The sequence below is a fragment of the Streptomyces pacificus genome (assembly GCF_011766325.1).
Taxonomy (GTDB): domain Bacteria; phylum Actinomycetota; class Actinomycetes; order Streptomycetales; family Streptomycetaceae; genus Streptomyces; species Streptomyces pacificus.
This window is the reverse complement of record NZ_BLLG01000001.1, coordinates 602604-615351: the sequence shown is the minus strand read 5'-3', so window position 1 is coordinate 615351 and position 12748 is coordinate 602604. Positions and strand designations below refer to the sequence as shown.

The window sequence follows — 12748 nt, the reverse complement described above, 5'->3', positions numbered from 1 at the left end:
TCCCTTGGGGAGTCGTGGTGTTCGAGGCTGTGGGGCTGCTGCTCGGCAGCCCGTGGATCTACGCGATCGTGGCACTCTCCGTGCTCCTGGACGTGTTTCTGCCCGTACTGCCGAGCGGCGCACTGGTGATCACCGCCGCTACGGCCGCGGCAGCCGGGACGACGACGGCAGCGGCGGGGGCGACGGCAGCGGGACAGAGCACGGTGACCGGGCCGGCGGCGATCGCGTCGGCCGCGGTCCAGACGTCCGGTGACGCTCCCTCGGTGCCGGCGCTGCTGCTGTGCGCGGCGACGGCTTCCGTGCTCGGTGATCTGGTCGCCTACCGGCTGGCCCGGCGTGGCGGGGAGCGGCTGAACCGTGCCATCGCCCGCTCCCGTCGCCTGGTCACAGCGCGGGAACGGCTCGGCACGGCGCTGGGCCGGAGCGGCGGACTGCTCGTCGTCATCGCCCGGTTCGCACCGGCCGGCCGGTCCGTGGTCTCCCTCGGCGCGGGCGCGGCACACCACAGGGTGCGGGAGTTCCTCCCCTGGTCGGCCCTGGCCGCCGTGGCCTGGGCGGGCTACAGCGTCGGCCTCGGGTGGTTCGGCGGGCAGTGGCTGGGGGCGACATGGGTGGGCGTGGCGTTGTCCGTCGCCGCCCTCTTCGCCGCCGGTTCCGTCGCGGCCTATGTCATACGGCGCCCGGCGCCGAAGGCCGCGTAGCTCTCCGCGTGGCGCCTGCGCCACCCCGTACCTCCAGCCCGTCGAGAAGCTTCCGCGTCGCTTCCGCCACCTCGTCCACGGCCCGGTCGAACACCTCCCTGTTGTGCGCGGCGGGCGCCCGGAATCCGGACACCTTCCGTATGAACTGGAGGGCGGCGGCCCTGACGTCCTCCTCCGTGGCTTCTTCGGGCAGGACGGGCGGTCGAAGAGTCCTGATGCTGCGGCACATGAGTCCAGTGTGGGGCACACCACTGACAACCGGACTCCACGGAGACCGACGGCCACGGCGGGTGAGGCGGTCCGTCACGGCGCCGAGAGCCGCGCAGCCCCGGCGGGACGTCTGCGCCCCGGTGGTCCCCCGAGCGGAGACGGCGGCGAACGGCCGGAAGACGGACGGCCAGACGGACGGACGGACAAGCAGATGCTGCACGCCGGACGCGGGCCGCACGGCGTGCGTCAGGCGCGGGTGACCGGGCCGGCGGGGCACGGCAAGCGGCGGCGCAGGGAGAGGCATGCGCGCATCAGGCGGCGCGGCGAACAGCATCACAGGGCCGCCGGCCCGGCCCGGCAGCCACGCGTCAGGCCGGTGCCAGAGGGCCGTCAGGCGGCGCGGGGCAGTTGAAGGACGGCACTCACGAGCGGGGCCCCGCCCGCGGTGGTGCCGGCCGCGCCGGGCTCCTCGTCGGCCTCGTCGGCCCGGGTGCGCTCGGCGGCCACAGCCGCGGCCCACTCCACGAGCAGCTGCTGGTACCTCGCCTCGTCCGCGCTGGACAGCCGGCTCCCGGACTTCTCCCACAACGCACGAATCGCCGCATTCACCACGGCTGCGGACCGCACGGAACCAAGCTCGCGAAGGGATGGGGACATGGGCACAAGGTTACGCGGCGGGACCGACACCCGTGACCCGGCGAACCTCCGCGGTGACCCGCACCACCGGCCCGCTCACCACGATCGTGGCTGGTGGGAAGCCCCGGCACCACCACGCGACGTGTCCTCTCTCACACCCTCTCAACACCCCCGCCCCCGGCCGGACTTTACGAAAACATTGACCCGGCGTTCACCAGCGACTTCCGAAAGGTTCCCCATGACCGAACCCTGGCCGCCGGCCGCTCCCGGTGTCGTCCGCCTCCCCTCCGGGCGGCTGGTGCGCGGACGCGGCCTGCGGTATCCGCTCCCGGAAGGGCTCGTGCCCACGTACGCGCTGTATCTGCTGGACCGGCGGCCTCCCGACGTCCCCTGGGATGCCGAGTGGCTGCGCTGGCCGGACTTCCGGCTCCCCCGCGACCGGGAGCGCGCCCACGCCGCCCTGGGCACGGTCTGGGCGCGGGCGGCCGCGGAGCGGGTCGAAGTCGCCTGCGGAGGCGGGCGCGGCCGTACCGGAACGGCCCTGGCGTGCCTCGCCGTCCTCGACGGCGTACCGGCCGACGAGGCGGTGGCCTTCGTCCGGCGCCACTACGACCGCCGTGCCGTCGAAACCCCCTGGCAGCGCCGGTACGTCCACCGCTTCCCGCTTCCATGAGCCCGGCCCGGAGCACGGGATGCGGGCGGGGCGGGGCCGGGATGCGGGCAGACGCAGGACACCGGCGCGGGCGGGACACGGCCGGGCCACGCCCGGGCCGGGCCACGCCCGGGCCGGGCCACGGCACGCGGCGGCTTGCGGGGCTCCAGAGGCGGGGGCCGGAAGAGCCCGCGGCGCCCAGTGCGGACGCACCCGGTCCGGTCCCCCGTCCGGGTGGCGTCGCCGGTTCCGCGCCACCGGCCGGAGCCCGAAGCCCCACGCTGGAGCGGACCTGAAGGAGAGTCCGCATGGTGCCGAAGCCTCCGTCGTGCCCGCAGTGCCCTTCCCGGCCGCCGCTGTGGAAGGACACCACGCGCACCGCGCCCGGCTCCGAGGACCGATGGCGCTGGTACTGCACGTACTGTACGAGGCGCTGGGCCCCCACGCCGGAGCACCAGCTCAGGTTCTCGGTCTTCCCGCAAGGACCGCGGCGCCCCTCGCGATAGCCGCTCACCGGCCGTCCACGGCCGGGAGGACTCACCGCCGGGCCCGGCACCCCGGGCCCGGCGAGCGGACCACCGCTCGGAACGCCCTCGAGCGCCGCGACCAGCCAGACCGGGCGGGCCGGCGAGGACACACATCCGCCCCCGGCCGAGCCCGACCGCCCCGCACCCCGCGCCGGGCTTGTACGCCTGCGCCGAGTGCGGGAGCCGACCGCGCGGCCACACCCGCCGGTGTGCGCACGATCCCCTCGGGGCGGCCGACGGGCGGCGCGTAGCGCACCGGGGACATGAAATCCACCCAGCCGCAACCCTGTGCAAGTGCAAGTGAATTGCGGCGACTTTCCAATCCCCGAGAGACATACATCTCGTTCGACCGCAATGGACTTTGCAGAAAACACAAGCTTGACAGCTTTTCATGGCTAGCCTATATTCCACTCGACCAAGGCCCCGCCCGTTAGTATTTGAAGGCGTCTATGACTGCACCACCAACGCCGCCGATATCCAGACAGCAGCCGATTTCCACCATTTTCATTTCTCACCAAACCCGACATCGGCGCATTCAGTCCGGCGTGGGTGCGAGCCCCGTCGCGCAGGCCCACCACACCGCCGCTCAACCCGGCCCGGATCGCGGCTATCGAACTCCCGCAGACCCTCGGGGCTTCCGAATTCCCGCTCACCCGGCCTGCCGTCGAGAGAGACAAGAGCCGACACCCGAGACGGGCCGGCAAGATCCCTGCATCAGGCCGCCTTGCCTGGCATTCCTCGCTTCCCCGAGCACCGCGAAACATCACAGCCGAGGCATCCAAGGGCGAACTCGTCCGTACAACTAGCCCGCCAAGGAGGAGATCCCCGTTGCCGGAAACCCATACCTCCGCCACACACGCCGTATCAGTGGAGCAGGAATACGTTTCGTCCTTGTACGAGCTGCTCACCGAGAGAATTTCTGAGGCGCGAGCGAACCGGGCGGGTGTGCTGGCAACCCCCGCTGACAGCGCCGCTGATGCCTACGAGCGGGAAAACGCAGCCGAGCGTCTGGCCGGGGAAATCGGTCGACTTGAGGGCGCCGAGAAGGGGCTGGTCTTCGGGCGCATCGACCAGGCGGACGGCACGGCCCTGCGCATTGGGCGGATCGGACTGCACACGGAGGAGGATGACTTGCCTTTGCTTGTGGACTGGCGCGCGAACGCGGCGCGGCCCTTCTACGAGGCGACCCCGGTCCACCCTATGGGCCTGCGGCGTCGTCGGCACCTGCGTCTCGAGGAGCGCACGGTCGTCTCGGTGAGCGACGAACTGCTGGACGGGACCGCCCCGACCGACGAGGACGTCGTGGGGGACGGCCCGTTGACCGAGGCCCTGTCGGCACGGCGCACGGGCAGGATGCACGCGGCCGTCGCGACGCTGCAGGCCGAGCAGGACGAGATCATCCGCTCCGCCCACCGCGGAGTGACCGTGGTGCAGGGCGGACCGGGCACCGGCAAGACGGTCGTCGCGCTGCACCGGGCGGCCTACGTCCTTTACGCGTTCCCACGCGCCGCGAAAGAGGGCGTCCTGGTGGTGGGCCCGAATGCCCGCTTCCTCGACTACATCTCCCAGGTCCTTCCCTCCCTCGGAGAGAACGACGTCGCCATGGCGACCTGCCGGGAACTGGCCGGAGTGTCCGTGTCCGGGGACACGGTGGGCCCGTTCGACGCGGCGCGGCTCAAGGGCAGGTCCGACCTCGCCGACGCCCTGGCCGGCCTGGTGCACGTCCGCCAAGCCCGCTCCGGTGACTTCACCGTGCGGGTCGGACAGGAACTCGTTCACCTTTCCGGCGAGGAAGTCGCCACGGCACGCGATGCCGCCCTGGCAGCCGTGGCGGGGCACAACCCCGCGCGCCAGGTGTTCAAGGAGCTCTTGGTCAACGCCGTCACCGCCGCGATGCAACGGGACATGGGCGGCCTTCTGGAGCAGATCGACGCCGATGCCGAAAGGATGACGGGCCTGAACCTCGACCGGTTCACGGGAGTCGCCCAGCGCCGTGCCGAAGGTGCGGCCGGCCCGGAGCCGGTCCATGAGCTGGACCTGGACGCCATCCGAACCGATCTCCTCGACGACGCCGGCGTCGACCGAGCCGTCGAGGTGTTGTGGCCGCGGCTGGTACCCGGTGACCTCGTGAAGGCGCTCCTGACGGACGCCGGCGCTCTCGCCGAGCATCTGCCCCGCCTGACCGAGCAGGAGCGGTCCCTGCTGCTGTGCGGTCCGGACGACCCGTGGACCGATGCCGATATGCCGTTGCTGGACGAGGCGGCGAACCTGGTCGACGGCCCCCCTCAGCGGACGTACGGGCACGTCGTCGTCGACGAGGCGCAGGAACTGACCGCCATGCAGTGGCGGATGATCGTCCGCCGCTGCCCGGCAAGGGCGATGACACTGGTGGGTGACTTCGCCCAGGCAGGCCCGGTCGCGACGGCACGTGACTGGAAGGAAGCACTGAGCCCCCACCTCGGAACGCGGTTCACACTGCACAACCTGACCGTCAGTTACCGCACCACGCAGGAGATCCTGGAGGGCGTCCGGGACCTGCTCACGCGGATCGCTCCGGACCAGCAGCCCGCACGGTCCCTGCGAAGCGGCGAGAGCCCCCGCACCGTGACCACGCCTCCGGACGGGTTGGCCACCGTCATCGTCCGGGAACTCCGCGCCCAGAGCGCCGCGTACCCGGGCGAGCTGCTGGGAGTGATCTGCGCGGACACCAGGGTGAGCGAGCTGACGGCCCGGGACACCACCCACCACGCACGCATCGTTCCGGCGTCCGAAGCACGCGGCCTGGAGTTCGACGGAGTCGTCGTCGTGGACCCCGAGGAAATCATCACGGCCCGCTCTGGCGGGGAACGGGACTTGTACGTAGCCCTGACCCGGGCCACCAAGCGCCTCTGCACCATCACCGTCCAGCCCGCCTGACGACTGGGCGTCCGGGCCGACGTGATGGTGTACTTCGCCCGTGCGCAATGGCTGTGGTCCGGTGACGACTACGAACAGGTCATGGCCATGGCCCAGCTCACGGACCGGCTCGGAGGCCTGGGCGGCTGGGAGGCCGACCGGGAGGCCCGGCCTCCCGGTCGGGATCACCAAGGCCCGGCAGCGGCTGGGGGCCAGGATCCGCCGCCGTGTCCGCGGCACCGCGGCTTTTCCTCCCTGAACAGCGAGAACAGATCGCAGCCGAGCACGTCCGCCTCGAAACCCAACTCTGGCCCCGATGTGGCCCCGAGCACGAGAACGGCCCCCCGTCCGATCTTGAACGAAGGGCCGAAACAGGCATTCACCTGCGACTTAACCGCGTGGGCGCGGACGGTTTCGAACCGCCGACATCTGCTTTGTAAGAACCGGATTGACAGTGGCTCTACGCTGCCAACTCTCCGTTCCGGGTGATCGTTTGGGAGATATTTGGGAGACGCTCCCCGGAAGGGGCCTTCCGGAGGTCAACCCTCCCCCACAACGTCCTCCACCCCAGGTTACCCATCGCCCTCTCGTAAATCCCCTGCAACCCGTCGAGGCGCTCCTGACGCATCGCCGGAGTCGGATGCTGATACACCGCCTTGATTCCCGGCCGCGCATGACCCGCCTGCTCGTACATGAGCGCCGGCCGCACACCGATCTGATCCTGGTACGTGTCGTGCGTGTGCCGCAGGTCCCGCATCGTCAGCCCCGGCATGAGCGGCGCCCACGCCCCCCGCGGCGCGTGCCCCTTCACCGCCGGCAAGGCGGGCCGCCCGTCCGCCGCAGGGCGGATGTGGGCCCGGGTGAAGTTCGACCGGCGCCAGAACACACCCGACGGCGTGCAGAACACGTACTCGTGCGGCCAGTCCGCCAAGTGGCAGCGGAGCAGCTCGGCTAGGAACGGTGGGATGTCGATCCCCCGGACCCGGGTGGCGTTCTTCGGCGGCTCCAGCTGCAGCACCATGCCGGTCTTGTTTCCGTCGGCGTCGCGGCCCTCGTACTCGGCCAGCTCCCCCACGTCCGGGTCGACCTGGATGACGGGGCACTCGAACCAGCCGCCGTCGTGGGGCTGCCTCCTGGTCCGCAGCACGTTGTCCCGGTGCAGCGCCGCGCCCTCGCCCCAGCCGAGTCCGGTGAACGCCGTCGTGAGGACGTGCAGCCCGATCGCCGGGCCGAGCCGCTCGGCCACCTGCAGCACGACCTCGGGCCGCACCCACTTCTCCTCGTCGCTCTTCTTCTTCCTCGCCGCGGGCGCGGCTGCCGTGCTGCGGGTGCGGCGCCGGCCGAACAGCGGGTTCACCGCCAGGTGCTGCGCGTCGACGGCGCCGGTGAGGATCGACGACATGAGGCTGACGCAGTGCCCTGCCGTCACGTCGTCGCAGGCGAGGCTCTGCTGCCAGGAGTCGACGTCGAACCAGTTGATCTGGATCAGCGGCACGTGCTCCCACTTGGGGAGGACGTGGTGCTCCAGCAGGTTCCAGCGCTTGGCGATCGTGTTGCCGCGCTTCGGCTTTGCCTTCATCCACTTGCGGGCGAACGCGCCGAACTTGGCGCGCTGCAACGCAGGGTCGATCCAGCGGCCGGCGCGGATCGCAGCTTCCTGCTCCTCACCCCAGTCGGTGGCGGTGCCCTTCGTGGGGAACCCGGACTCGCTACCCCACGAGCCGTCGGGCTTCTTGTAGCGGACCTTCCACGTGAACTGCTTGAGCGGCTTCCCTCTGCGGGTCTTGTAGACCTTCTCGGCGTAGGCCATGCGACATCCCCTTCTGTCGTGCTGTACCCATCGTGATCCGGCCGCGCACTACAGCGGGTGTCCCTGGCAGGGTTTGGCCGATTCGAGGGAAGGGGCTCCGGGGATGGCGGAGAGGGCATTGTTGACAGCCTCGACTCCGCGGGCGGTGAGGACTCCTGACGGTGTGGCCAGGGAGCCGTCAGCGTAGACGCAGTAGCGATCGGGCTGGGGGGTCACCCACACCAGAGTGTTGTTCGGCATACGTTCCGCGCAGAAGACATGGACACACATCGGCACCCCGCTTGTCCGAATGGTGGGCCCACAGTCAGCGTTCAGCCATGCAACCACACTTTCGGGACACTGTGGGAGTGCTTTGTGTGACTGAAATTGCACAATGCTACGAGTTCTTGCGGTCGGCCTGTGCGTGTCCGGTCTCGGAGTAGTCAAGGGCCTGCAGCCTCGCCTGTGCCTGGAGCCATGCGTCGAGGTTCTGCTGCTGCTGCTCGGGGGTGGCGCCGGGCTGGTCCTTGACGATGACGACGGCGCTCCCGCCGCCGGGCAGCCGGATGACAACGGTGTCGACGAGTTCGCCGTCCTGCCGAAGTTCGTACTGGACGCGGCCGGGGAGTCCGGAGATCTCGGGCGCTGAGGGGGCCGGTTCGTCGGCGAGGCTGGGGGCGCCTCCGGCGAGGACCCGGTCGACGGAGTCCTCAGTCCAGCCGACGCGACGCGCGAAGGCGCGAATCGTGGGGGTGGGCTTCGTGTACTGGTGCCCGCCCTCGATGAGCTGGATGACGGAGCGACCTACGCCCAGCTCAACGGCCAACTCGTCCTGCTTGAGCTTCGGCTTGAGAGCTAGCCGAGCGGCCTGCAGTGCCTTTCCGAGGCGGTCCCATTGGAGGTCCATGGAGCCATCATGCACCACCATCATGCAACCGCGAAGCCCACATCTCACGCTTTGACCTGCGCGTTAGTAGGCATTTCAAGCACTCCGGGTTGCATCGCGCGCCCCCAGTTGCGCCCCACCCACGCCTTGTCACTGCGTGTCACGCATGGAATTTGGGCCCATAACGTAGGCAGAGTGGTTGCGCCCGTAGGCAGACTGGGCTTAAGTTTTGGGCGTGAAGCCAGACGGACCCGCAATCCGCAGGATCCGCAGAGCCCAGAATCTGGGCCTGCGCACGCTCCAGAAGCTGACCGGACTCGACAGGGGCTATCTCTCCCGCATCGAGAGGGGGCTCATCCACGACGCAGCGGACCAAAGGGTCCAGACCATCGCCGACGCGCTGCAGGTGAAGCGCGTCGCCATCACCCAAGAGGAGAAGACGTGACCGCCGAGGCCACGAAGGCGCCCCCCACCAAGGCGAGGAAGAAGACCACCCCGCGCCCAACCCCCACGCTCGCCGAGCGCAAGGCGCTCCAGGAGGCGCTCGAAGAGGAGCTGATCCGCTGGACCCCCGAGCAGGTGGTCGAGAAGCACCTCATGCCGTTCACCAGCGCCCGCAACATCCGAGAGAAGTGCTACAAGCGCAAGCTCTATTACCACAACGACGGCGGGCGGATCACGTTCACGCCCGGGGACCTTCGCAAGAACGCCGAGCTCGGCGCCGTCGCGCCATTCACCGTCGCCGCCTGATCGGCGCGGCCCCGCCGCCGGGGGCTAGCCGGCAGACGGGGCCTACGAGATCCACCTCCACCACTGAAACGAAAGGGGACCCCGTGTCTCCATCATCCACTGAGTCGCGTGAGGTCGTGAAAGTCGACCTGTCCGCCGGCTCCATCCACACGACTCTGATCGACGGCCAGCCGCACATCGTGCTGAAGCCGGCCATCGACAACCTGGGGCTCGCTTACCCGGCGCAGCTGCACCTCGGGGGTGAGTCCCGGTGATCGCCATGACTCTCCCCGCTGTCCCGGTGCCGGACATCGTGTCGGCGCTGATCGGCGACTGTATGCCGAAGCACGTGTTGGACGCGGAGCTGGACTCCGTGATGGCGGCTCGTGAGGTCGGCCGCTTCCGTCCCCTCGACTTCGACGACGACCGTGCGGACCGGGAGCGTGAGCTGTCCCGGCTGGCTCGCGCGAACAAGGTCCTCGCCGCCTACGACCCGGGCCTGATCGTCCGGTCGGGGGGTGCCCGATGAGGCCCACCGACCAGACCGAGTACATCGTGCAGGCGATCCGTGAAGGCGCCTCGATGTACGAGGAGGACGCCCGCAGGTTCCTCGCCGAGCACGACGCGCACGTCCGCGCCGAGGCCCTGCGTGAGGCGGCCCAGAGTCTGGAGGACAGCGTTCCTCCCGCCATTGCAGGACCCTTCACCGAGCGAGAGCGCGCGCTGCTCGGCACCGCCCGGACCCTCCGCCGCCTCGCCGCCTCCCCGTCCCCTGCCGCCGGGGACAAGCAGCCGGAGACCGCCACCGAGTACGGCATCCGGGTGCCCGGCCGTGACCGGCCCATCGCCGTCACCCACTCCCGCCCGGAAGCCGAGGACACGCACCTGCACCTGGCCGCGCAGGAAACCGACGTTGCCCTCGTTCAGCGCACCGTCACCTACGGCCAGTGGACGGAGGCCGTGTGATGGCGACGATCGGTTCCCCGCCGCGTTCCTCCGGCGACTGGGACGTGCCTGCCGCGCGGGTCGCCGCCGACGCGAAAGCCCTCGCCGACAAGCGCACCACCGAGGGACTCCTCGCCGAGCAGCGGCACCAGTACCTCGACCTCGACGCCGACTCGGCGTTCACCGTCCCCGGCAGCTGCTGCCCCGCCTGCCCGCCCCGCACCAACACCGGAGGCAACCGATGAGCGACTACCAGGCCCAGCTTGCAGCCGATAAGGCGGAGGGCCAGCGCCAGGCCGACGAGTTCAACCGCCGCTTCCCGGTCGGCACACCGGTCGTGGCGTACCCCGGCATCCGGCCCGAGCACCCGGTCGCGGTCGCCTACCAGAAGCGCGCCGCCGGGGGCCGCACCTACAGCGACACGGACCCGTGCAAGCGGCTGGAGACGGTGACCCGCACCCCGGCGTGGATCCTCGGCCACGGCGACCCGGTCGTGTCCGTCGAGGGCTACGCGGGCGGCATCTGCCTCACCCACGTCGACATCGCCCCGCGCACGAACACCCCGGACAAGGTCACGGCCAACGACGACGGCCGCAAGTCCACCACGATCAAGCTGAAGCGGGCCTGCAACGGCTGCGGCCAGACCCTCGGTGACGCCGACAACCGCGACGTCGACCAGCACGGCAACCTGACCGATGTCCGCCACGAGTGCCCCACCTGCCAGCCCCTGCTGGAGCTGGAGGCCGCGGGCTGCAAGACGTGGCAGCTCACCCAGCGGAATATCGGCGACATCGACGACGCGGTCGACCGTGACGGGATCTACGCCAAGGGCTACTGGGAGACCGTCGACGGCAAGCTGACCGTGACCGGCCTCCGTATCGGCAGCGGGCCCGACCGGATCGTCGCCCGCTTCGGGGACTTCATCATCCGCCACCCCGACGGCAACTGGTCCACCCGCACCCCGGCGGCCGCGTCATGACCCGCACTGAGGTCGTCGTGTCCGAGCTGCTCACGGCGCACCCGGTCGTGCCCCCGCAGGTCGCCGGCCCGCTCCTCCGCGCGCTCGACCTCACCCGCCGCGACCCGGTCCCCGCCTGGATCACCGACCCCGACGTGCGCGCGTCAATCGAAGCCGGATTCCTCGACATCCCCGACGAACTCCACGGAGACAGCCGCCACCAGCGCATCACACCCGCCCACAGCAACCCGCCCAAGGAGCAGCAGTGACCAACCGCGCCCTCCCGCACACCCCCTACATCACCGCCGTCGAGACCGCGCTCACCCAAGCGGCCCTCACGCCCCAGCAGGCCGACGCGTTCGTCGAGGACTCCTACGACGTGCCCCACCTGCGCGGCGTCATCACCATCACCCCCGAAACCTGCGACATCCCCGCCGACCGGTGGCCCCACGGACTCCTCCTCGCCTGGGACTGGCACACCGGGCGCGACGACGACTACTACGACCGCGGCCCCGTCTGGCAGTGGGCCCGCCTCAACGGCGACGGCTCCAGCCGCAGCCTCGAGCCGCTGCCCGTCCCCGGCTGGGTCGCACCCGCCATGCTCGCGGCCGTGGCCGCCACCCTCGCCTACACCGGAAAGCTGGCGCCCATGGGCAGCCTGTGGCACGACGACCTCCGCACACCCGTCGAGACCGCCATCGAGCAGTGGGCCGCCGACGAGGAGAAGGCGTCGTGACCCTGTCTCAGGACATCGCCACGAAGGCCCGGCACCGAGGGCTCACCCCGTGGCAGCTGGTGCAGAAGATCGGCCGGCTCGAGCGGGCCCTCGACCGCGCCAAGTGCGACGGCATGGACCTCGCCACACGGGTCTCGGAACTGGCCGCCGAACGCGCCGACCTCGAGGGCCGGCTCGACCAGACCGTCATCGAACTGGCCGACGCCCACGCCGACCTCGCGGCGGACCGGGCCGAGTTGCTGGAGCTGCGGGCGTTCAAGGCGAACATCCTCGCCGTCAACGCCCCCGCCGGCAGCCGCGACATCGACCCCGACGACGCCCCGACGCACCCGCAAGGCATCCCGGTCGCCCCGCTGTGGGTCGCCCTCCGGAAGCAGGGGGCGGCGTGATGCGCGAGTACCTGACCTGCCCGGCACCCCGCTGCCGCCACACCGTCACCGCGGGCGAGCAGGCCGTCGACCAGATGACCGACCACATCGAGGCCGCGCACGAACTGCCCGAGATCTCCGCCAGCTTCCACGCCAACACCCTCCGCACGGAGCGCGAGGCCGCTTGAGCGGGCGCCGGCTGGCGCCTGACCACACGACCGCCAGCCGGCGCCACCAACCCTGCCACGACAGGAGAAGACAGTGCCCTACCCGCAGCTCCTCACCCCGCACGAGAAGCTCGAAGACGCCAAAGCCCGCCTCGAAATCCCGCGGATCGTCTGCATCTGCGGCTCCACCCGGTTTATGCAGGAGATGGCCGAGGCCGACCTCCGGCTCACCGCCAGCGGATTCATCGTCGTCAAGCCCGGCTGCAACATGAAGCAGCCCCACCCCCTGTGGGCCGACCCGGCCGACGCCGAGGAACTCAAGGTCAAGCTCGACGACCTCCACCGCGCCAAGATCCGCCTCGCCGACCACGTGTACATCGTCGGCGACTACATCGGCGACAGCACCCGCGCGGAGATCGAGTACGCCCGCAACCTCGGCACCCCAGTCAGCTTCACCCACCCCGAAGTCGACCCGCGCAAGACCGCAGCCTGACCGCCGCCCGCCTGGCCTGCCGCCCCGCGCGGCAGGCCCCACCCCATGGAGCAACC

Annotated in this window: 20 protein-coding genes; 15 read left to right on the top strand and 5 right to left on the bottom strand. The window is 70.5% G+C overall.

Going from position 1 to position 12748, the window contains the following annotated elements:
* The first annotated feature begins 17 nt into the window (after positions 1–17).
* Entirely contained in the window at positions 18–701 is a 684-nt protein-coding gene (locus SCWH03_RS02740) for a DedA family protein (protein ID WP_173261185.1), read from the top strand.
* Here SCWH03_RS02740 and SCWH03_RS02735 read toward each other — a convergent pair.
* Together SCWH03_RS02735 and SCWH03_RS02730 are read right to left on the bottom strand one after the other, a co-directional pair.
* Entirely contained in the window at positions 670–930 is a 261-nt protein-coding gene (locus tag SCWH03_RS02735; protein ID WP_173261183.1) for a DUF2277 domain-containing protein, read from the bottom strand. The two genes, SCWH03_RS02740 and SCWH03_RS02735, sit on opposite strands and share 32 nt — an antisense overlap.
* A 371-nt stretch (positions 931–1301) precedes the next feature.
* Complete coding sequence (locus SCWH03_RS02730) at positions 1302–1568, bottom strand: hypothetical protein (protein WP_254076525.1); 267 nt, start codon at positions 1566–1568, stop codon at positions 1302–1304.
* Between the two features lie 217 nt (positions 1569–1785).
* Here SCWH03_RS02730 and SCWH03_RS02725 point away from each other — a divergent pair, with 217 nt between their 5' ends.
* Both SCWH03_RS02725 and SCWH03_RS02720 read left to right on the top strand, forming a co-directional pair.
* Positions 1786–2220, top strand: coding sequence for a protein-tyrosine phosphatase family protein (locus SCWH03_RS02725; RefSeq protein ID WP_173261181.1), 435 nt, complete (start codon positions 1786–1788; stop codon positions 2218–2220).
* Positions 2221–3617: 1397 nt separating this feature from the next.
* Positions 3618–5642, top strand: coding sequence for a HelD family protein (locus SCWH03_RS02720; RefSeq protein WP_254076507.1), 2025 nt, complete (start codon positions 3618–3620; stop codon positions 5640–5642).
* Positions 5643–6081: 439 nt separating this feature from the next.
* Here the strand turns inward: SCWH03_RS02720 and SCWH03_RS02715 are convergent, their stop codons facing one another.
* The 3 genes from SCWH03_RS02715 to SCWH03_RS02705 all read right to left on the bottom strand — a co-directional run bounded on the left by SCWH03_RS02715 (position 6082) and on the right by SCWH03_RS02705 (position 8317).
* On the bottom strand, positions 6082–7431 hold the full coding sequence (locus tag SCWH03_RS02715) for a site-specific integrase (protein ID WP_173261177.1): 1350 nt from the start codon (positions 7429–7431) through the stop codon (positions 6082–6084).
* Between the two features lie 48 nt (positions 7432–7479).
* Positions 7480–7671, bottom strand: a complete 192-nt coding sequence (locus SCWH03_RS02710) for a hypothetical protein (protein WP_173261176.1) — start codon at positions 7669–7671, stop codon at positions 7480–7482.
* 136 nt (positions 7672–7807) lie between these two features.
* Positions 7808–8317, bottom strand: a complete 510-nt coding sequence (locus tag SCWH03_RS02705) for a helix-turn-helix domain-containing protein (protein WP_173261174.1) — start codon at positions 8315–8317, stop codon at positions 7808–7810.
* A 214-nt stretch (positions 8318–8531) separates the two neighbouring features.
* Here SCWH03_RS02705 and SCWH03_RS02700 point away from each other — a divergent pair, with 214 nt between their 5' ends.
* The 12 genes from SCWH03_RS02700 (at position 8532) to SCWH03_RS02645 (ending at position 12692) form a co-directional block, all read left to right on the top strand.
* Positions 8532–8741 (top strand): helix-turn-helix domain-containing protein, encoded by a 210-nt coding sequence (locus tag SCWH03_RS02700; protein ID WP_173261172.1) that lies wholly within the window; start codon positions 8532–8534, stop codon positions 8739–8741.
* Positions 8738–9046, top strand: a complete 309-nt coding sequence (locus SCWH03_RS02695; RefSeq protein ID WP_173261170.1) for a hypothetical protein — start codon at positions 8738–8740, stop codon at positions 9044–9046. The genes SCWH03_RS02700 and SCWH03_RS02695 overlap by 4 nt, the downstream gene beginning before the upstream one ends.
* A gap of 116 nt (positions 9047–9162) precedes the next feature.
* Positions 9163–9300: a phage antirepressor N-terminal domain-containing protein gene (locus tag SCWH03_RS02690; RefSeq protein WP_216854706.1), complete on the top strand. Its 138-nt coding sequence runs from the start codon at positions 9163–9165 to the stop codon at positions 9298–9300.
* 5 nt (positions 9301–9305) lie between these two features.
* Complete coding sequence (locus SCWH03_RS02685) at positions 9306–9554, top strand: hypothetical protein (RefSeq protein ID WP_173261166.1); 249 nt, start codon at positions 9306–9308, stop codon at positions 9552–9554.
* A complete protein-coding gene (locus SCWH03_RS02680) occupies positions 9551–9991 on the top strand; it encodes a hypothetical protein (protein ID WP_173261164.1) in 441 nt (146 codons plus the stop codon). Before SCWH03_RS02685 ends, SCWH03_RS02680 begins: the two co-directional genes overlap by 4 nt.
* On the top strand, positions 9991–10215 hold the full coding sequence (locus SCWH03_RS02675) for a hypothetical protein (protein ID WP_173261162.1): 225 nt from the start codon (positions 9991–9993) through the stop codon (positions 10213–10215). Before SCWH03_RS02680 ends, SCWH03_RS02675 begins: the two co-directional genes overlap by 1 nt.
* The gene (locus SCWH03_RS02670) at positions 10212–10949 is read left to right on the top strand and encodes a hypothetical protein (protein WP_173261160.1); all 738 of its coding nucleotides are present in this window, start codon (positions 10212–10214) and stop codon (positions 10947–10949) included. The genes SCWH03_RS02675 and SCWH03_RS02670 overlap by 4 nt, the downstream gene beginning before the upstream one ends.
* Entirely contained in the window at positions 10946–11197 is a 252-nt protein-coding gene (locus SCWH03_RS02665) for a hypothetical protein (protein WP_173261158.1), read from the top strand. Before SCWH03_RS02670 ends, SCWH03_RS02665 begins: the two co-directional genes overlap by 4 nt.
* Positions 11194–11664, top strand: a complete 471-nt coding sequence (locus SCWH03_RS02660; protein WP_173261156.1) for a hypothetical protein — start codon at positions 11194–11196, stop codon at positions 11662–11664. The genes SCWH03_RS02665 and SCWH03_RS02660 overlap by 4 nt, the downstream gene beginning before the upstream one ends.
* A complete protein-coding gene (locus tag SCWH03_RS02655) occupies positions 11661–12053 on the top strand; it encodes a hypothetical protein (protein ID WP_173261154.1) in 393 nt (130 codons plus the stop codon). Before SCWH03_RS02660 ends, SCWH03_RS02655 begins: the two co-directional genes overlap by 4 nt.
* Positions 12053–12220, top strand: coding sequence for a hypothetical protein (locus SCWH03_RS02650; protein ID WP_173261152.1), 168 nt, complete (start codon positions 12053–12055; stop codon positions 12218–12220). Before SCWH03_RS02655 ends, SCWH03_RS02650 begins: the two co-directional genes overlap by 1 nt.
* Positions 12221–12293: 73 nt before the next feature.
* On the top strand, positions 12294–12692 hold the full coding sequence (locus SCWH03_RS02645) for a hypothetical protein (RefSeq protein ID WP_173261150.1): 399 nt from the start codon (positions 12294–12296) through the stop codon (positions 12690–12692).
* The last annotated feature ends 56 nt before the right edge of the window (positions 12693–12748 follow it).